This is a genomic window from Vagococcus teuberi (genome assembly GCF_001870205.1).
Classification (GTDB): domain Bacteria; phylum Bacillota; class Bacilli; order Lactobacillales; family Vagococcaceae; genus Vagococcus; species Vagococcus teuberi.
The window spans coordinates 449,072-466,138 of sequence record NZ_CP017267.1; the positions used below are offsets into that span (position 1 = coordinate 449,072).

The following is a 17,067-nucleotide window of genomic DNA, read 5'->3' on the forward strand; positions in this document are numbered from 1 at the left end:
GATTACATAAATAGTGTGATACCATAAGATAGAGCAATAGAGAGTGCGGTTATAATTATTCCTGGTATGATGAAACTAAAGACCTTAGTCCGCCCAGTTCTATCTAATTCAACTGCAAGTAACAACGTCGGTTGTGCTGGAATCACAAAGTTAACATTTAGACACTGAACAATAATAATAAGTAACATTGGTGATATACCTAGTGTCAGTGCTAATGGGAAAATAATTGCTGCAACGGCCGTTTGGGCACCAATAATCATCGCAACAAACGCACAGATAAAGATGATAACCCAAGGATAGTCAGCTAGTATCTGTCCGACACTTGATACTAAAACGGCTTGATTTTTTGGAGCACCAAAGATAGTTGAACCAACCCAGCCAAGACCCAATACAATTAAGGTTGCGCCTAAAGCGTTAGCAGTAGCTGGAGCATGTAAAATATCTTTTGATTTCACTTTAAAGAGTATGATATTGATTGCAGCAGACAAATACATAAACATCTGAACTAAGTCAGCAGTTGCAATTCTAACAGGATCACCATCTACATTATACTCTGGTAATAAGCTTGGGAACAAACCTAAAACAATAATGCATAGCACACAAAGTAAGAAAACTATAGTTGATTTTTTAGCAGCAGGAGCTAGTTCAGTTTCTTCTTCTGCAATAATCATATCTTCTAAGATAGATTCATCAAAAGGTAATTTTTTATTAACTAAGCTTAATAGTATACTTAACATGATAATAGATAATAAAGTGGCAGGCAAGGCGATTGTCAGATATGTTCCTAAAGAAATACCATACGCTGCTAATAAGGTTACAACATATGCTGTTGAAGATGATGCCGGGCTACACAGTAGAGCCATGTTAGAAGCTAATACAGAAGAAATTAAAGCACCTTTTGGATTAACTTTTGATTTAAGAGCAGTTTCAGAGATGATTGGTTCTAATGATAAAGCAATCATTGCTGTCCCCATGCCAAAAACGAATAGAAAACAAACAAGTGGTGCAACGATTGTAATCGCTTTCGGAAACTTTTGAATAATTTTTGTTGCAACGCGTATCATATAATCCATCCCACCTGAGGCTTGTAGTGCACCACTTGCTATACCGATAGACATAATGATTAAAACAGCCGTAACAGGTGGTGATGATGGCGGCAATTTAAAAATGAATAGCATGATAAACAAGGCCACAATGGCTGATACCCCAGAACCTAGCGCGCCTCCTTTCATAAGTCCATAAATAATTGTTCCAACCATGATAAAAATTTCAATTAGTAATAATGACATTTAATTCCTCCTAACAATAGAATAATGTGGTAAAAATGAATAATTCTTCAAACCTCCTAAAAAAAGACTTAATTAGGATATATGTGAATATTATCAGTTGCATGTGTGTTTTTTATTCATTTTATATGAATTTTATGTGATTTTTTAAACATTGGAATTAAATTAGTGTTATACTCTAAACGATAAAATAGATAATAGTCTGTTGATATTTTTCAAAAAAATGAGTAAAATGAAAATAACTTAAACGGGAATGATGTTCTCCCATAGTTGAAATTTAACTAAAACTGCTAAATAGCTAATGACGTCTACATGCTTTATTTAGGTATGTAGACTTTTTGTGTGAAAAAGAAGGGTGAATAAGATGGGAAAAATAAAAGAACAAGCACAATGGATTGTGTTTGGATTAATAATTGGCATAATCGTTGGTGTGTTAGAAGTTATTTTTGGTAGAGTATTGCTTTTTGTGACTGGAGTAAGGCAAACGTACTTTATGTGGCTTATTTTTTTCTTACCATTTGTTGGGATATTTATTGAATGGCTTTATCAAACATATGGCAAGGAAAGTAAAAAAGGGATAACCCTTCTTTTTGAGGTAGGGCAAGACACGCGAGAAGTGATTCCTTTAAGGTTGATACCAATCGTGACGTTAAGTACATGGCTCACGCATTTATTTGGTGGAAGTGCTGGACGAGAAGGTGTTGCTATCCAAATTGGGGGAACGTTTACTAATTGGTTTACTGAAAAAATTTGGAATAGATTTTTACCCAACTATGGAAAAAAACAGCAGGTAGTATTAGTAACAGGTATGGCCGCAGGGTTTGCCGGATTATTTCATACACCTATTGCAGCAACATTTTTTGCAATGGAAATATTAGTAGTCGGAACTTTATCAATAGAGTCTCTTTTATCAGCAAGTATTGCAGCAGTGACATCCAGTTACGTGTCACAGTTATTAGGGTTAACAGTATTTTCATCTACTATTTCAGTCGTGCCTAAACTAACAGTCGGATTGGTTGGAATATTATGTTTATTTGGTATTGTGTTTGGTTTAGTGGGACGTTTGTTTTCTATTGGACTAAAAAAAGTGAAACAATGGGTTCAAGCGATTTCTTTATCACAGTATAAAAAAGTGTTTTTATTATCAATTGTTTTAATGATAGGCTTGATTATAGTTGGAAAGGGACGATATTCAGGTCTTGGAAGTAATTTAGTGGAAGCAGCATTTAATCAAGGAACAGTTTATTCGTATGATTTTATACTAAAACTTATTTTTACGATTTTTACATTAGCAATAGGATTTCAAGGTGGTGAAGTGACACCACTATTTTCTATAGGCGCAACTTGTGGTGTATTACTGGCGAATCTCTTTGGCTTGCCAATTGAATTTGTTGCATCACTTGGATTTGTATCGGTATTTTCAAGTGCAACCAATACTATTATTGGGCCACTTTTTATTGCAGGTGAAATATTTGGGTTTGAGTTAATTCCATACGCATTTTTTGCTATTGTACTGGCTTATTTGGTAAATGGTAATGATTCAATTTATTCAAAACAAAAAGTATGACGTTTGCTAAAAAGAAACGTCATACTTTTTTATTTTCTTCCAATAATTCGAACTTCAGGCTCAAGAGACACATCAAATTTTTCTAAAATAACATCTTGAATATATTTGATTAGAGTAACATAGTCAGTTGCCGTTGCCTGATCGATATTAACGATAAAACCAGCATGTTTTTCAGAAATTTGAGCTCCACCAATCATATGACCTTGTAAGCCGGCATCTTGGATTAATTTACCAGTAAAATGCCCTTCAGGACGTTTAAATACACTACCACAAGACGGATATTCAAGTGGTTGTTTTGATTCACGAAGATGTGTTAATTCATCCATTTTTTCTTTTATAGACACTTCATCACCTTTTTCTAGATGGAAGGTAACGGATAAAACAATTCCTTTTAAGGATTGTAAAACACTATGTCGATAAGAAAAATCCATGTCATCTTTGTAGAATGTTTTAATCGAACCATCCTCAAAAATAATATCAGCCGAATAAAAGACGTCAGATAACTCGCCACCATAAGCCCCTGCATTCATGTAAGCTGCGCCACCAATACTTCCAGGTATACCACAAGCAAATTCAAGACCTGTCAAACTGTGTTTCAATGCATCATAAGAGACATCGATTAATTTCGCACCAGACTCAGCAGTAATCGATGTGTCATCGACAGAAACATGATTCATTTCGGTTAACATAATGACGACATCTTTAATGCCACCATCACGAACGATTAAGTTACTCGCATTTCCAAGACAAATCCATTCGATATTTTCTTGTTTACAATAGTCAATCAATTGTTTGACATCATGTTTTGTTTTTGGGAAAGCTAAAAAATCAGCCGGGCCACCTGTTTTTGTATAGGTATAATTTGAAAGTGGTTCGTTTGTTAGTATAGTTATGTTTGGAAAATGTTGAACAATAGTTTTAGTTATCACAATAATACCCTCTCTTAATTCAAATAATCATCGTGTTACTATTTTAACACAAATCTAGATAAATAGTAGGAGGGCAGTGAGCTAGGTTTACGATTAATCTGATAAAGCTCACAATATCCCTAGCTTTTATGATAAAATATGTCTACAGTGAAAATTAGGAGGATCGACATGAAACTGATTTCGTGGAATGTGAATGGATTACGAGCTGTTGTAAAAAAAAATTTTTACGATGATATAAAAAACATAGACGCAGACATCATCTCACTGCAAGAAACCAAATTACAAGAAGGTCAAATAGAGATAGATTTACCGGATTATTATCAGTATTGGAATTACGCTGAAAAAAAAGGATACTCTGGTGTTGCAGTTTTTACAAAAATTGAACCACTTTCTGTTAAAAAAGGAATGGGTGTTGAAGAGTTTGATATGGAAGGACGATTACTCACGCTAGAGTATGATACATTTTATTTGGTTAACTGTTATACGCCAAATGCTCAAGCTGAGTTAAAGCGAATCGACTTTAGATTAGCATGGGAAAAGCAATTTAGAGAGTATCTGGCTAACCTAAATGAAGATAAACCAGTTATTTTATGTGGAGATTTAAACGTAGCGTACCAGAATATTGATTTGAAGAATTGGAAGAGTAACCGTAATAATCCAGGTTTTTCTGACCAAGAAAGAGAAGCATTCTCTCGATTATTAGATAGTGGATTTATTGATACGTATCGTTACTTTTATCCAGATAAAGAAGGGGCATATAGTTGGTGGAGCTATCGTTTTAATGCAAGAAAAAATAATGCTGGATGGCGTATTGATTACTTCTGTGTTGCTAAAGCACTAGCTGAAAAATTGACAGATGCCACTATTCTATCAGACGTCTACGGAAGTGATCATTGTCCAGTAGAATTGTTGATAGATGTAAGATAAGGGGGGAATATGTTGGATAGATGGAAAAAAATTATCGTTTTAGGTTTTGTCATAATTGGATTAGCGAGTTTTTCTGGTGTAGTCCATGCAGCCGATGATAAATTACTATACGATTTGACTTACGATAAGGATAGGAATGTTTTAACTGGAAAGACCACACCAAATGCTAATATCTTTTTAACAAATTTGGCAGGCTCAATTGTTGCCAACGATAAAGGTGAGTTTGAGGTACCAATACCTAAAGGAACAAAAGAAGCTATGATAGGTATGTTAGATGCAGAAGGTGATAAGTCAACAGATGTTCGTTATAATTTTGAAGATGGTAAAGTCATTGAAACAGAAGAAACGAAAGCGTCGGAAAAAGATGACACAAACGATTCAAAAGAAAAAACAGATGATAGTCAAAAAAATTCTAGTGAAGAAAATAAGGTTAATGAACAATCAAGTGCTCAAAGTGAAGACATGTCAAATGATGGTGAAGAAAATACCTCAAGTGATGATGTTAATAAAACAGATTCATCGAAAACAAAAGCGACTGAAACGAAAAAATCAACACCAATTTGGGTATGGATTGTCGCTGTCGTAGCAGTTGTCGCTGCTGGTGGAGCTGGATATTATTTCTGGACAAGTAAACAAAAAGCTAAAAAAGGCAAAGGTAAACAAAGAGATAATAAAGCGAAGTCTAAAGGAAAAACAAAAGTAAAAAGAAAATCAAGTGGAAGTAGTTCGAAAGAACGTTCTAATGGAAAATCTTCTCTCAAATCAGGAAGTAAGAAAAAAGTAGATCAAACAAAATGTAAAAAAAAGAAATCATCTAGAAAATAAAAAAATTCAACGACTGTGTGTTTAAGTCGTTGAATTTTTTTATGGTAATAGGTAACTCATCACAGCAACATCAATTAATTCATTGTTTTCAGATAAAAAAGCCTGGCGCTTGACTCCTTCTAAAACAAATCCGACTTGTTCATAGACACTCATCGCTCGAGTATTTCTTGTTTGAACGTTGATTTCAATTCGTTTTATTATTTGACTCTCAAGACATAATTCGATCATTTCTTGAATCATCGCAGTTCCTAAACCTAGACCCCAAAATTCTTTTTTTATGGTGATACCAAGTTCTCCTACGTGTTTAAAACAATTTTCTTCTTCACTGACAATCGTTGCTATTCCAATAATATCAAGCTGATTAAAAGCGAGTAAGATAAATTGATTTGGTTGATTAAAAATATAATCTATCTCATGTTCCATTGCATCAACTGACATATTTAATGCATGTGGGCTCACAACCAAATACGGGGTCTCCGTATTAAGAAAACGAATCGCTTGTATTAAATTGGCGGCATCACTTGGGATAGCTTGTCTTAATGTAATATTTATCTCAGTCATAGGCAGCCATCATGTCAGTTATTTGATTGAATCTCTCTTTAGCACCACGATGTTCCACGGTAATAAATCGTGTGTCTTCAGGTGTTTTATGTAGAAAAATTTCAATAAAATCATTATCTAGAGAATCTTTAATAATTTCTCCCCACTCGATTAAGCAAACGCCATCCCCATCAAAATATTCTTCTAGTCCAAGATCACTAGTGTCACCTTCAATTCGATAAACATCCATGTGATAGAGAGGAAGACGCCCTGTATCATACTCACGAATTAAAGTATAGGTTGGGCTTTTAATCATTTGTTTAATGCCAAGTCCTTTAGCAAATCCTTTAGAAAAAGTTGTTTTACCAGCTCCTAATTCACCAGTTAAGATGAATATATCTCCTGGTTTAGCTAGAGAGGCAAGTTGCTCACCAAATCGCTGTGTTTGGTCATCGTTGTTTAAATAAACGGTCATAAACGTACTCCTTTAACAGTTGTTTAGTCATAGTATATCATTTAGAAAAAAATAAAAAAGCACGCAAATCATAAAAGATTTACGTACCTTTAGTATATAGCATTTATTTACTCATGATTGCTTGTCCAGCAGTAATGATAGATAATTTGTAAACATCTTCTTCATTACATCCACGAGACAAGTCAGAGATAGGTTTATTTAAACCTTGTAAGATAGGTCCAATGGCTTGGAATCCGCCTAAACGTTGAGCAATTTTGTAGCCAATATTTCCTGATTGGATTTCAGGGAATATAAAGACGTTTGCTTGACCAGCAACATCTGACTCAGGTGCTTTTTGTTTTGCAACAGAAGGAACGTATGATGCATCGAACTGTAACTCCCCATCAATCGCCATTTCTGGAGCAAGTTCTTTTGCAATACGTGTCGCTTCGGCAACTTTTGTTACTTCTTCTGATTTAGCAGATCCTTTTGTTGAGAAGCTCAATAAAGCAACTTTAGGATCAATATCAAATAATTCAGCAGTTTTAGCACTTTCAACAGCGATTTCTGCTAATGCTTGAGCATCAGGATTAATATTAATAGCACAATCAGAGAAAATATATTTTTCTGAATCACGGTTACCTAACATTAAGAATGCCCCACTTGTACGACTTACACCAGGTTTTGTTTTAACGATCTGTAATGCAGGACGAATTGTATCACCTGTTGAGTGGATAGCGCCACTTACAAGTCCGTCAGCTAAATCCATATAAACTAACATAGTACCAAAGTAATTTTCATCTTTTAAAATAGTACGAGCTTGGTCATCAGTTGCTTTTCCTTTACGACGTTCAATGAAAGCGGCAACCATTTCGTCAAATTTTTCGTAAGTGTCTGGATCAATAATTTCTAAGTTATCAACGCTTAGTCCACGTGAAGCAGCTAATTCTTTAATAACATCTGGGTTTCCAATTAAAACTGGTTCGATTAAGTTATCTGATTTTAAACGGACAGCCGCACCTAAAACGCGTTCATCTGTTGGTTCAGGGAATACCATACGTATATTTTTGTTAATAATTTTATGTTTAAGTTGGTCAAATAATTCCACGAAAACATCCTCCAATTTTCTTATACTTTTTTTCACCTATTTATCATATCATGTTTTTGAACAAAAAGAACAGTATTTTGTTCTGTTTTTTATAAAAAACTTAGACTTTACATAATTATCTTACGTTTTTTTTGTATATAAACAAAACAGTTTTTATGTATAATTAATACAGATTAAGATAACGACCAATCAATTGGTGTTTGTCCTATTTTTTCAAGTGATAAATTTATATTAGAAAATGGTTTTGAACCAAAAAAACCACGATAAGCTGATAGAGGACTGGGATGAGGTGCTTCAATAATAATATGTTTCTCTTGATCAATAAGCTTCTTTTTTTGTTGAGCTGGTTTTCCCCATAAAACAAAAATGATAGGATTTTTTTTATTGTTTAGTGATTTAATTATATCGTTTGTGAAGTTTTCCCATCCTTTATTTTTATGTGAATGAGCTTTTGATTTTTCGACAGTTAGGACAGTATTTAGTAGTAAAACCCCTTGTTTTGCCCAAGGAGTTAAATCACCTGTAGAGGGCATGTTTATTTGGCAATCATCAGCAAGCTCTTTAAAAATGTTAACTAATGACGGTGGAAGCTTGGTGCCAGGTAACACAGAAAAGCTTAGTCCGTGAGCTTGATTGTCACCATGATAAGGGTCTTGTCCTAAAATAACGACTTTTGTGTCGTTAAAAGATGTGTGGTTTAAAGCACTGAATATTTCTTCTTTCTTGGGGAAAATTGTTTTATTGTTGTATTCATCTTCTAAAAAGCTTTCTAAATTTTCTACATAAGCTTGGTTGAACTCATCTTGTAAAACGTCTTTCCAATCTGTTGTAATTAAGTTTTTTAACATTATCGTCACCTCTTTTTTAGTTTATCATAATTTTTTTATTATAAATGTATCTTTCAAAAAAAAATGGTACACTAATAGTAATAAAAGAACTAGGAGGAACATTATGATTAAATTGATAGCATCTGATATGGATGGCACGCTTTTATCATCCCATCTAGATATTTCTGAGTTAAATAAACAAGCGATTAAAACGGCAGCCGAAAACGGTGTCGAGTTTATGGTAGCAACAGGACGAGGATATTCTGAGGCACGTCCAGTATTAAATGAAGCCGGTATTCACTGTGGCATGATTACAGGAAATGGGGCGCAGATATTTGATGAATTTGATAATGTTCTGCACACAGTTAGCATAGATAAAGAGATTGTCAAACAATCAATGGAGATTTTAGAAGAAGATAATTTGTATTATGAATTAATGACAACAGAAGGTGTTTATTCAAATAATGAGGCACAACGAATTGAAAAATTTGCTATTTTATTATCTGAAAATATTCCTCATCTAACATTTAAGATGGCTATTGCTATGGCATCAACACAATTAAAAATGTTGCCAGTAAAATATACCGAAGATTATCACATTTTAGTTGACGACCCATCAGTTGAAATTTTAAAAGTCATTGCATTTAGTGAAGAAGGTGCTAAGGCTTTTGAGGCAAGTTTGGAAAAATTACATCAATTGAAGGATATCCATGTGACTTCTTCAGGTGCCAATAATTTAGAGATTAATCATGTTAATGCGACAAAAGGTCATGCTGTGAAGTTTATTGCCGAAAAACGTGGTATTTCAATGGATGAGGTCTTTACAATTGGTGATAACTTTAATGATTTACCAATGTTAGAAGTTGCTGGCGTGAGTTTTGCCATGGGAAATGCTGAAGATAAAGTAAAAGAAGTGGCTAAATATCAAACAGATACAAATGTTGACGATGGTGTAGGAAAAGCTATTCTACGTGCAATTGAAGAAAATCTTTAAATAAAAGATTTTAATTAAAGGAAGTTGATAACGATGGAAACATATTACATCAATGAACATGTGCTGTCAGCCAATGTTCGGACAGTGATAAAAAATGCTCAAGATAAATCGATGTATATTTTAGTAGGTCGTTGGGGTGTAAAAGGTGATGTGTTATCTGTATATAATATGAACGGAGAAGTATTAGCGACAGTGAAACAAACAACTTATGCTTTTCCTTCACGCTTTGATTTGTATGATAGATACAAAAAAATTGGCTCGTTAGGACGGTTGATCTCGTTTAATCGTGATATTTATTTAGTGAAACAATTAAACTGGCTCGTTTTGGCTAACGTAAATAAACAGACGTATCGTATCTACTCTTTTAAAGAGCGATTGATGCTCATGGAAAAGCATACAGTTTATCAAGGTGATTACTATAAGTTATCAATTAAAAATGAAACATTAGCACCAGTCTGTATCTGTATAGGAGCAGTGATGGATTATTGGGCAAAGAATAATGAAAAGAATTGGCAAAAGGTGAATTCTTTTTTAAGTCCCAAAGCCTCCTATCAGTCAATGGAATTAATAAGAGAAAAAATAAAGAGCACTTCAAGATAATATTCTTGAAGTGCTCTTTTCTACTATTATAGCAAGTTTATTTTTCCACGACATGCATCAAGTGTTTCTTCATCCCATAAAGAGACTTGTACTTCACCGATATGCACCTTTTCAAGTAGTAACATACATAAACGACTTTGACCAATCCCGCCACCAATTGTTAACGGTAGTTCATTTGCCAAAATTTGTTGGTGGTATGGATATTTTAAGCGATCAGTTGCATTAGCTTTTTCCAACTGTTCTTTTAAAGATGTTTCATCCACACGAATCCCCATACTAGATATTTCCACAGCTGTTTGTAGTGGCTCATGCCAAAACAACAAGTCCCCATTTAATTGCCAGTCATCATAGTCAGGTGATCTGCCATCATGAGGTTTTCCACTTAATAATTTATCTCCAATTTGCATAATGAATGTTGTTGGGTGCTCTTTTACATAAGCTTGTTCACGCTCTTTATCATTGAAATCAGGATATAAGTTTTCTAACTCTTGTGTCGTGATAAACGAGACATTGCTATCAAGCTCGATAGATAGAGAAGGGTATTTAGTATGCAAGCGGCTAGAAGTCTCAATGATTGCATTGACAATTTGTTGAACGGTTTGTTTTAAGTAATCTAGATTACGTTGTTCTCTTGAAATAACCCGTTCCCAATCCCACTGATCGACATAGATAGAATGAAGGTTATCTAATTCTTCGTCACGACGAATTGCATTCATATCAGTATAAATACCATTTCCTATATGAAAATCATATTGTTTTAACGCCGTACGTTTCCATTTAGCTAATGAATGAACAACTTCAGCAGGTGTTGCTAGAGCAGGAACATCAAACTGAACAGGACGTTCAACCCCATTTAAATTATCATTTAACCCAGATGATGCATCTACAAATAATGGAGCAGATACTCTTTTTAGTTTTAAACTTCCAGTTAAAGCTTCTTCAAACCAATGTTTGGTTAATCCAATCGCTTTTTGTGTGTCATAAACAGACAGTGAAGACTGGTAATCTTTTGGTACAATTGTTTTTTCCTTCATATAATACACTTCCTAATCAATGATTTCTAATTATTCTATCATATTTTATTAATTAATGAAAATAAATATAGAATTCCTGAAAAATAACAAAGTATAAATTGTATTAATAAGATATATATTATAAATCGTTAAGTTGAAGTTAGTGATGGTAATACAATACAAGTAAAGTATATATTTGCTCAATGTAAATGGAATCGTTTCCTAACATTATGAAATGTGTTACAATAATTCTGGGAAGTAAGGAGATGATGAGATGAAAGCGACTATGAAAGATGTTGCCGCACTTGCTGGTGTTGGTGTTGGTACTGTATCAAGAGTTATAAATGGCATAAAAGTTAAGGAACAAACGAAAGATAAAGTTGAATCAGCAATCGAAATATTAAATTATGAACGAAATGAGTATGCAAGAGGATTAAAAAAGAATAAAACTAATACCTTGGCGCTTATTGTCCCTACAATATGGCATCCTTTTTTTTCAGAGTTTGCGTATTATGTGGAAGAGGAATTAAGCAAAGAGGGGTACAAACTTTATTTATGTAATTCAAACGGAGAAGCTGATAAAGAAAAAGAATACATACAAATGGTTAAACAAAATAAAGTCGATGGAATTATTGGGGTTACCTATTCGGACATTGATAAGTATGTATCTGCTAATTTGCCTTTTGTTAGCATTGATCGTTATTTTACTGAAGATGTTTATTATGTTACAAGTGATAATTTATTGGGAGGAAAAATAGCAGCTTCTGAATTGATTAAAAGAAAAGTTCAGTATCCGGCATATATTTCAAGTGTATCAAAATATAAGAATGAAACATTAAAGAGATATGAAGGTTTTTCAGAATATTGTGAAGATCATAACCTATCTGTTGTAAAATTAATGGTTGACGAACCAAGAGTGAATTTTGTGCAACAAGTTGAGCAGTTTTTGATAGAACACCCTGAAATAGACGGTATATTTGCTGTTAATGATTTAACGGCTTTAGATATTATTAAGGTATTAGATAAATTAGAGAGAAAAGTTGGGGAAGATATTCAAATAATTGGATTTGATGGTTCTAAAACGGCACTGGATCAAAATTATTTATTATCAACTATTAGACAACAAGTAGATAAGATGGCTGAAGTCTCTGTCCAAAATATTATTAAGTTAATTGATGGAAATGAAGTGCCAAAACGAGTTATGCTACCAGTGAAATTTGTTGAAGGTTATACAACAAAAAAAAATATTGACATCATTGAAAAATGATGTTAAATTTAACACATAAAAGGAAACGTTTCCATTTTTTTATTTCTTATATTATGGAAACGTTTCAAAAGGAGAGAGAGTATGAAGAAACTTTTTAAATATTCAATGTTGTTAATTGCTACATTGGGTCTAGTATCTGCATGTGGGGGATCTAAAGAAACAAAAAAAGAAGATAAAGATCCTGGAAGTATCAAAGTTTGGGTACAGTTTTCAGATGAAACGCCAGAAGGAAAAGCTTGGCAGGAAATTGTTGACGGATTTAATAAAGAGTACAAAGGGAAATATAAGGTGTCAACAGAATATATTCCACGTAGTGGGAGTGGTGGTGGATATGAAGATAAAGTAAATGCAGCTGTAACAACTAAAACATTACCTGATGTAATAACCTTAGATGGTCCAAATACTGCGGCATATGCTCACTCTAAAGTAATTGCACCTTTAGATGATTATTTAAAAGATGCAGACATGGATGATGTGCTTGATAGTATCAAACAGCAAGGAACTTACGATGGCAAATTTTATGCATTTGGTTTTTCTGAGTCAAGTGTAGGAATGTATTATAATAAAAAAATGTTCAAAGATGCGGGCATTAAAGATGAAGAATTACCAACAATTGATAAACCTTGGACATGGAGTGAATTAGAAGATATTTTATCTAGATTACATAAGAAATATGATTCGCCAGTATTTGATATGCAAATTGCAAGTAATGATGAAATGTTAACCTATGCATATACACCATTTATTTGGTCAAATGATGGTGACGTGGTAAACAGCAAAGGAACTGAAGCTAAAGGTCAATTTAATAGTAAAAATTCTGTGGAAGCGTTATCTTTCATTCAGAACTTAGTAAAAAAAGACTATGTACCAATTACACCGGTGGAAAAAGGATTTGAAACTCAAAAATATCCGATGTATTTAAGTGGTTCATGGACCATGGCAGATTTAGAAGCTAATTATCCAGATGTTGATTATGGAATTTTACCTTATCCTGTATCTGATAAAACTAAAAAATTAGTATCACCAACTGGTAGTTGGCAATTAGCGATGACAACGCAGACCGAGAAAAAAGATGCAGCTGCTGCCTTTATATTATATGCAACAAATACAGAATCAAGTAAAATAATGAGTTTAGAAAATAGTGTACTACCTATTAGAAAATCTACAATTGATTTAATTAAAAATGACGTTTCTGAAGGTATGAAAGTATTGATGGAGCAAAATCAAGCTTCTGGCCATGCAAGACCTGTTGTGGTGGCATATCCTCAAGTCTCAAGAGCCTTCCAACAAGCAATACAAGATTTAAGTTACTTTGATGAAAACCCTGATGTACAAAAAGTTGCAGATCAACGAGCTGAAGAGATGCAGCAAGCAATAGATGCTTCATTAAAGAGATAAAATAAGAACAGGCAATTAGTAGAATATATTGCGAATTGCCTGTTTGATTTTAAAGGAGAGAGATTATGGGAAAGAAAAATGATAGAAAACAGAATGCTCTAGGTTATTTATTTTTAAGTCCTGCACTTATATTATTAGTTATCTTTTTACTCATACCTATTGGAATGATGTTTTATTATGCGTTTACAGATTATTATTTGTTAACACCCGATGCAAGACAATTTGTTGGATTAGATAATTTTAAAAAATTGATGTCAGACCCAATATTTAAGCAAAGTATTTGGAATACAGCTAAGTTCGTTGTATGGATTATTCCGGCTCAATTGGGAGTTGCTTTAGGAATGGCTTTAATAGTGAATAAACAACGTAAAGGAAATATATTTTTTAAAGTAGCTTTTTTTGCACCAGTAGTAATGTCTTTAGTTGTTATCTCCATTTTATGGTTGTATCTATTAAATCCAAATGAAGGTTTAATTAACGCATTGCTTAATAAAATAGGTATTGCTTCGATGCCGTTTTTAAAGAGCCCTAAACAGGCAATGTATACCATTGTTTTCGTTTCAGCATGGCAAGGAGCAGGATACCAAATGCTTTTACTCTTAGGTGGCATGCAAAATATACCAAAAGATGTCTATGAAGCAGCTGAGCTAGACGGATTTACAAAGTTCCAACAATTTAGATATATTACTATGCCTCTACTAAAACCAACAGCAATATTTGTTTTATTAACAACATTAATATCAGCGTTCAAATTAATTGTTCAACCAATGGTAATGACACAAGGTGGTCCAATGAATTCAACAATGACTATGGTTTACTACATTTACCAAACAGGATTTACTGATAGATTAGTAGGTTACTCAAGCTCCATTGCTTTAATATTTACAACCATGATTGGTTTGATAACTATTGCTCAACGTAAAATAACTAAGGAGGATGAATAACAATGCAGAAAAAAAATATATTATTAAAGATTATAGAATATGTTTTACTGATAATTCTTGCTTCGTTGTTCCTATTCCCAATGTTATGGATGGTTGCGTCATCTATGAAACCAGAAGCGGACGTATTTAACAATTTAACATCATTAAAAGCATTTTTACCAAGTTTAAATCCAGCAAATTGGTTTAAAACATACGAAGAAGTTATCTCTCGTTTTAGTGTAGGAACATATCTCTTAAATAGTATTTTTTATGGTTTAACATTTGCATTAGGTTCAATTATCGTCAATTCGTTGGCAGGATTCGCTTTTGCAAAAATTAATTTTTCAGGTAAAAAAATACTTTTCGGCTTATTATTAGCACTGTTGATTGTACCGGTTGAAACCATATTAATCTCTCAATTTACAATAGTTGAAAAATTGGGTCTGGTAAATACTAGATTAGCAGTTATTTTGCCTGGTATGGCAAGTGTATTTAACATTTATCTTTTTCGTAATTTTTTTATCGCAATACCTGATGAAATTATTGAATCAGCCAAAATGGATGGAGCTAGTATGGGAACAATATTTTTCAGAATTATGCTTCCAATGTCGAAACCGGCTGTTGCAACAGTAGGGGTATTATCTTTTATCGGTAGTTGGAATGACTATATTTGGCCTCTAATGGTTCTAACAGATAAGAGTAAATTTTCGATGCAGATTGCCATTACAACGATAAATACAACACAACCCGTATATATAAATCAAGTTATGGCAGTTTTAACTATATCAACTATTCCATTAGTAATTATTTATATCGTAGCACAAAAATATATATTGCAAGGTTTAGGTGGTTCTGGTACAGGAATCAAATAAAGGAAGGACACATATATGAGTCAATCAGTGAATAAATATATTTTAGAAAATAAGAATAAAATCAATCAAACATTTCGTAATAAGTTTCATTTAATGCCTACTTTAGGGTGGATGAATGACCCAAATGGTTTCGTCTATTATAAAGGTGAATATCATTTGTTTTATCAATACTATCCATATGATAGTGTTTGGGGACCGATGCACTGGGGACACGCAAAATCGAAGGATCTGATTCATTGGGAAGATTTACCAGTTGCTTTAGAGCCTGGTGAAACATATGATGCAGATGGTTGCTTTTCTGGGAGCGCGATTGTTGTTGAGGATAAGTTATATCTTTTATATACAGGACACTATGAAAGAAATGGAGAAAGAAGAGAGACTCAATGCTTGGCTGTATCAACAGATGGAATAGTTTTTAAAAAATATGAAAAAAATCCAGTGATTTCAGAGAAACAACTGCAAAAATATGGTGATATATCTGACTTTAGAGATCCAAAAGTTTTTTATCGTGAAGGTGTATTTTACACAGTTGTAGCAACAAAAAGTGAGACAAATTTAGGTAGAATATTATTATTTGAGTCAAAAGATTTATTTGATTGGCAATTTAAGTCAATTCTTTTGGAAGGTAAAAAACACCAAGGGATTATGTGGGAATGTCCAGATTTGTTTGAATTAGACAATAAGGATGTTTTAATCATGTCACCTATTGAAATGGAAAGACAAGGATATGCCTATTATAATATTAATTCGACTGTAGCATTTGTAGGTGAGATGGACTGGAATGAGGGGAAATTCTCAGTTGAGAATTATCATGAGATTGATACTGGATTAGATTTTTATGCTCCTCAAACTTGTCAAGATGACGAAGGTAACAGAGTTATGGTAGCGTGGATGCAGATGGATGTGGCATAGGACATTATGGAGTCACGAATTATCTCATGGTTGGTCTGGTTCGATGACATTCCCAAGAGAACTAAGTATTGTTGAAAATAAATTAATACAAAAACCTTACAAAACATTTTATGATAACTTGAATACAATATTTAAGGATAATGATATTAGATTGACTGAAGAAAATGTATATCAAAATAAATCATTAGATAATTTTAATTATTTAAAATTACAGTTAAAAACTGATAGCGCAGAAAAGATTTATGTTAAGTTATTTGGGAATAAAGTTTATATCAAATATGATGTTAATAGAAATTTGTTAACTTTAACTAGAAAAAGTGATAAATATCATATTATTGGAGAAGAAGCTGAAGAATTGAATTCTAGAACGATGAAAGTTTTTCCTAAAAATGACGTTCTACTTATTGAATGTATAATTGACACATCATGTATTGAATTATTTGTAAATCATTCTGATACGATGACTGCAACTTACTATGATAATAATCGACTAAATCAGATAGATATTCATGTGACAAGTGGTTCTTCACTGCTTAAAGGTATAGAAATTAGTGAGCTTAAATTGTAAGAGAAACTAGTGATATAATATAAAGAGGTATGTCTTCTCATAGCTGAGGAGGTTTTA

Annotated in this window: 18 protein-coding genes and 1 riboswitch; of the genes, 11 read left to right on the forward strand and 7 right to left on the reverse strand. The window is 33.1% G+C overall.

Features of this window, described 5'->3' with window-relative positions:
* Positions 1-2: 2 nt before the first annotated feature.
* Positions 3-1,289 (reverse strand): anaerobic C4-dicarboxylate transporter family protein, encoded by a 1,287-nt coding sequence (locus tag BHY08_RS02140; RefSeq protein ID WP_071456301.1) that lies wholly within the window; start codon positions 1,287-1,289, stop codon positions 3-5.
* A 237-nt stretch (positions 1,290-1,526) separates the two neighbouring features.
* Positions 1,527-1,604: riboswitch (Fluoride riboswitch) on the forward strand.
* A gap of 46 nt (positions 1,605-1,650) precedes the next feature.
* On the opposite strand from BHY08_RS02140, the gene BHY08_RS02145 reads away from it, so the two are divergent.
* Complete coding sequence (locus tag BHY08_RS02145; RefSeq protein ID WP_071456302.1) at positions 1,651-2,853, forward strand: chloride channel protein; 1,203 nt, start codon at positions 1,651-1,653, stop codon at positions 2,851-2,853.
* A gap of 29 nt (positions 2,854-2,882) precedes the next feature.
* Here the strand turns inward: BHY08_RS02145 and murB are convergent, their stop codons facing one another.
* Positions 2,883-3,782 (reverse strand): UDP-N-acetylmuramate dehydrogenase, encoded by a 900-nt coding sequence (gene murB, locus BHY08_RS02150; protein WP_071456303.1) that lies wholly within the window; start codon positions 3,780-3,782, stop codon positions 2,883-2,885.
* A 168-nt stretch (positions 3,783-3,950) separates the two neighbouring features.
* Here murB and BHY08_RS02155 point away from each other — a divergent pair, with 168 nt between their 5' ends.
* Together BHY08_RS02155 and BHY08_RS02160 are read left to right on the forward strand one after the other, a co-directional pair.
* On the forward strand, positions 3,951-4,709 hold the full coding sequence (locus BHY08_RS02155; RefSeq protein ID WP_071456304.1) for an exodeoxyribonuclease III: 759 nt from the start codon (positions 3,951-3,953) through the stop codon (positions 4,707-4,709).
* Positions 4,710-4,718: 9 nt separating this feature from the next.
* Complete coding sequence (locus tag BHY08_RS02160) at positions 4,719-5,534, forward strand: CD1107 family mobile element protein (protein ID WP_169817657.1); 816 nt, start codon at positions 4,719-4,721, stop codon at positions 5,532-5,534.
* Between the two features lie 39 nt (positions 5,535-5,573).
* Here BHY08_RS02160 and BHY08_RS02165 read toward each other — a convergent pair whose 3' ends face one another.
* From BHY08_RS02165 to BHY08_RS02180, 4 genes are all read right to left on the reverse strand, one after another.
* The gene (locus tag BHY08_RS02165; protein WP_071456306.1) at positions 5,574-6,095 is read right to left on the reverse strand and encodes a GNAT family N-acetyltransferase; all 522 of its coding nucleotides are present in this window, start codon (positions 6,093-6,095) and stop codon (positions 5,574-5,576) included.
* Positions 6,088-6,549, reverse strand: coding sequence for a tRNA (adenosine(37)-N6)-threonylcarbamoyltransferase complex ATPase subunit type 1 TsaE (gene tsaE / locus BHY08_RS02170; protein ID WP_071456307.1), 462 nt, complete (start codon positions 6,547-6,549; stop codon positions 6,088-6,090). The genes BHY08_RS02165 and tsaE overlap by 8 nt, the downstream gene beginning before the upstream one ends.
* A gap of 103 nt (positions 6,550-6,652) precedes the next feature.
* Entirely contained in the window at positions 6,653-7,636 is a 984-nt protein-coding gene (gene pta / locus BHY08_RS02175; protein WP_071456308.1) for a phosphate acetyltransferase, read from the reverse strand.
* Positions 7,637-7,809: 173 nt separating this feature from the next.
* Positions 7,810-8,484, reverse strand: coding sequence for a uracil-DNA glycosylase (locus BHY08_RS02180; protein ID WP_071456309.1), 675 nt, complete (start codon positions 8,482-8,484; stop codon positions 7,810-7,812).
* A gap of 103 nt (positions 8,485-8,587) precedes the next feature.
* On the opposite strand from BHY08_RS02180, the gene BHY08_RS02185 reads away from it, so the two are divergent.
* Together BHY08_RS02185 and BHY08_RS02190 are read left to right on the forward strand one after the other, a co-directional pair.
* On the forward strand, positions 8,588-9,457 hold the full coding sequence (locus BHY08_RS02185) for a Cof-type HAD-IIB family hydrolase (protein WP_071456310.1): 870 nt from the start codon (positions 8,588-8,590) through the stop codon (positions 9,455-9,457).
* Positions 9,458-9,490: 33 nt separating this feature from the next.
* On the forward strand, positions 9,491-10,057 hold the full coding sequence (locus BHY08_RS02190; RefSeq protein WP_071456311.1) for an LURP-one-related/scramblase family protein: 567 nt from the start codon (positions 9,491-9,493) through the stop codon (positions 10,055-10,057).
* A 26-nt stretch (positions 10,058-10,083) separates the two neighbouring features.
* Here the strand turns inward: BHY08_RS02190 and asnA are convergent, their stop codons facing one another.
* Positions 10,084-11,091, reverse strand: coding sequence for an aspartate--ammonia ligase (asnA, locus tag BHY08_RS02195; RefSeq protein ID WP_071456312.1), 1,008 nt, complete (start codon positions 11,089-11,091; stop codon positions 10,084-10,086).
* A 253-nt stretch (positions 11,092-11,344) separates the two neighbouring features.
* Between asnA and BHY08_RS02200 the strand changes: the two genes are divergently transcribed.
* From BHY08_RS02200 to BHY08_RS11225, 6 genes are all read left to right on the forward strand, one after another.
* On the forward strand, positions 11,345-12,337 hold the full coding sequence (locus tag BHY08_RS02200; protein WP_071456313.1) for a LacI family DNA-binding transcriptional regulator: 993 nt from the start codon (positions 11,345-11,347) through the stop codon (positions 12,335-12,337).
* A gap of 105 nt (positions 12,338-12,442) precedes the next feature.
* On the forward strand, positions 12,443-13,735 hold the full coding sequence (locus BHY08_RS02205; RefSeq protein ID WP_420855334.1) for an ABC transporter substrate-binding protein: 1,293 nt from the start codon (positions 12,443-12,445) through the stop codon (positions 13,733-13,735).
* Positions 13,736-13,800: 65 nt separating this feature from the next.
* Positions 13,801-14,679 (forward strand): carbohydrate ABC transporter permease, encoded by an 879-nt coding sequence (locus tag BHY08_RS02210; RefSeq protein ID WP_071456315.1) that lies wholly within the window; start codon positions 13,801-13,803, stop codon positions 14,677-14,679.
* A gap of 2 nt (positions 14,680-14,681) precedes the next feature.
* Entirely contained in the window at positions 14,682-15,530 is an 849-nt protein-coding gene (locus BHY08_RS02215) for a carbohydrate ABC transporter permease (RefSeq protein ID WP_071456316.1), read from the forward strand.
* 15 nt (positions 15,531-15,545) lie between these two features.
* Positions 15,546-16,442 (forward strand): glycoside hydrolase family 32 protein, encoded by an 897-nt coding sequence (locus BHY08_RS11220; protein WP_245729989.1) that lies wholly within the window; start codon positions 15,546-15,548, stop codon positions 16,440-16,442.
* Complete coding sequence (locus tag BHY08_RS11225) at positions 16,432-17,010, forward strand: GH32 C-terminal domain-containing protein (protein WP_245729990.1); 579 nt, start codon at positions 16,432-16,434, stop codon at positions 17,008-17,010. Before BHY08_RS11220 ends, BHY08_RS11225 begins: the two co-directional genes overlap by 11 nt.
* Positions 17,011-17,067: the final 57 nt, after the last annotated feature.

Coding starts and splice junctions, on each gene's coding strand:
- BHY08_RS02165 (WP_071456306.1), bottom strand. CDS start 6,095: ATGACTGAGATAAATATTACATTAAGACAAGCTATCCCAAGTGATGCC.
- BHY08_RS02180 (WP_071456309.1), bottom strand. CDS start 8,484: ATGTTAAAAAACTTAATTACAACAGATTGGAAAGACGTTTTACAAGAT.
- BHY08_RS02140 (WP_071456301.1), bottom strand. CDS start 1,289: ATGTCATTATTACTAATTGAAATTTTTATCATGGTTGGAACAATTATT.
- BHY08_RS02160 (WP_169817657.1), top strand. CDS start 4,719: ATGTTGGATAGATGGAAAAAAATTATCGTTTTAGGTTTTGTCATAATT.
- BHY08_RS11225 (WP_245729990.1), top strand. CDS start 16,432: ATGTGGCATAGGACATTATGGAGTCACGAATTATCTCATGGTTGGTCT.
- BHY08_RS02205 (WP_420855334.1), top strand. CDS start 12,443: ATGTTGTTAATTGCTACATTGGGTCTAGTATCTGCATGTGGGGGATCT.
- BHY08_RS02185 (WP_071456310.1), top strand. CDS start 8,588: ATGATTAAATTGATAGCATCTGATATGGATGGCACGCTTTTATCATCC.
- BHY08_RS02200 (WP_071456313.1), top strand. CDS start 11,345: ATGAAAGCGACTATGAAAGATGTTGCCGCACTTGCTGGTGTTGGTGTT.
- BHY08_RS02190 (WP_071456311.1), top strand. CDS start 9,491: ATGGAAACATATTACATCAATGAACATGTGCTGTCAGCCAATGTTCGG.
- asnA (WP_071456312.1), bottom strand. CDS start 11,091: ATGAAGGAAAAAACAATTGTACCAAAAGATTACCAGTCTTCACTGTCT.
- BHY08_RS02215 (WP_071456316.1), top strand. CDS start 14,682: ATGCAGAAAAAAAATATATTATTAAAGATTATAGAATATGTTTTACTG.
- BHY08_RS02210 (WP_071456315.1), top strand. CDS start 13,801: ATGGGAAAGAAAAATGATAGAAAACAGAATGCTCTAGGTTATTTATTT.
- BHY08_RS11220 (WP_245729989.1), top strand. CDS start 15,546: ATGAGTCAATCAGTGAATAAATATATTTTAGAAAATAAGAATAAAATC.
- BHY08_RS02145 (WP_071456302.1), top strand. CDS start 1,651: ATGGGAAAAATAAAAGAACAAGCACAATGGATTGTGTTTGGATTAATA.
- BHY08_RS02155 (WP_071456304.1), top strand. CDS start 3,951: ATGAAACTGATTTCGTGGAATGTGAATGGATTACGAGCTGTTGTAAAA.
- tsaE (WP_071456307.1), bottom strand. CDS start 6,549: ATGACCGTTTATTTAAACAACGATGACCAAACACAGCGATTTGGTGAG.